This window comes from Saccharopolyspora terrae (assembly GCF_004348435.1).
In the GTDB taxonomy this organism is placed as follows: Bacteria; Actinomycetota; Actinomycetes; order Mycobacteriales; family Pseudonocardiaceae; genus Saccharopolyspora; species Saccharopolyspora endophytica.
Genome location: NZ_SMKS01000144.1, coordinates 1 through 1,396, shown reverse-complemented (window position 1 = coordinate 1,396; position 1,396 = coordinate 1). Strand labels below are relative to the sequence as shown.

The 1,396-nt window shown below is 65.6% G+C and carries 1 protein-coding gene; it reads left to right on the top strand.

The window, feature by feature from the left end; all coding sequences use genetic code 11:
* Positions 1 to 47 precede the first annotated feature (47 nt).
* Positions 48 to 1,283 carry an IS701 family transposase gene (locus E1181_RS31080; RefSeq protein ID WP_165944805.1) on the top strand — a complete coding sequence of 412 codons (1,236 nt, stop codon included), beginning with the start codon at positions 48 to 50 and terminating at the stop codon, positions 1,281 to 1,283.
* The last annotated feature ends 113 nt before the right edge of the window (positions 1,284 to 1,396 follow it).

Sequence of the window (1,396 nt, the reverse complement as noted above, 5' to 3'; positions counted from 1 at the left end):
GTAGTGCTTTGTTAGGTGTGGATCTTGGTGTGGGATGATCTTGTTTTGTGAAGCAGGGTGATCTCGCTCGGGTGCGTGGCCGGTTGGAGGAGTTCGCGGCGGAGGTGTTCGCTCCGCTGGCGCGGTCGGATCAGCGGGTCAAGGGCGAGACCTATGTGCGTGGGTTGCTGCTGGATGGTCGCCGCAAGTCGATGCAGCCGATGGCCGAGCGGCTCGGAGTGGATCATCAGGGATTGCAGCAGTTCGTGTCGTCGTCGACGTGGGAGTTCGCGTCGGTGCGGGCGCGGTTGGCCAGGCTTGCGCAGCGCACGGTGGATCCGGTGGCGTGGGTGATCGATGACACGGGATTTCTCAAGGATGGCAGTCGATCTCCGTGTGTGGCGCGGCAATACACCGGCACCGCGGGCAAAGTGACCAACTGCCAGGTCGGTGTGAGCGTGCACATGGTCACCGACACGGCCTCGGCTGCGGTGAATTGGCGGCTGTTCGTGCCGGAAAGCTGGGACGACGCCCTTGCCGAGGATGCTTCTGCGGGGGAGGTCGGGCGGCGGCGCGCCCGGTGTGGCATTCCGGACACGGAACGAAATCGCCCGAAGTGGATGCTGGCGGTGGAGATGCTCGACCAGCTGGCCGACTGGGGGCTGCGACCGCCCGCGGTGGTGGCCGACGCCGGCTACGGCGACAACGCGCACTTTCGTGCCGCGCTGGAAGAACGCGAGTTGTCCTACGCAGTACAGGTCAAAGGCGAGCTCACCGCCCACGCCGCCGAGGCGGCCCCCGAGTTGTTGCCGTATTCCGGCCACGGCCGGCGTTCCAAGCCCCGGTATCGCACCAAGCCGGTCAGCCTGCGCGAGCACATCCTGGCCGCCGGACGGTCCCACAGCAAGCGCATCAGCTGGCGAGAAGGCTCCAAAGGCGATCTCCGATCGGATTTCGTGACCCTGCGGGTACGCATCGCCGGACGCAAGCCCCGCCTGGCGCCTGATGGATCGCTGCCCTTGCGGTGGCTGATCGCCCAATGGCCACCCGAGGCCGACGAGCCCATCAAGTACTGGATCTCCAACCTGCCCGCCGACACACCACTCGACCGACTGGTGCGGCTGGCCAAGATCCGCTGGCGCATCGAACACGACTACCGCGAACTCAAAACCGGCCTCGGCCTGGACCACTTCGAAGGCCGGTCCTTCACCGGCTGGCACCGCCACGCCACCCTGGCCTCCGCAGCACACCTGTTCCTCACCACCCTCCGCCTGACCAGCCCAAAAGCATCTGGGGCAGCCTGACCCTCTACAAGATCATCCGCGAGCTACAAACCCTGCTCGCCACCTGGTCCGGCACCTGCCCCACCTGCCATCAACACATCCACCGATTACCGACCTAACAAAGCACTACTAGG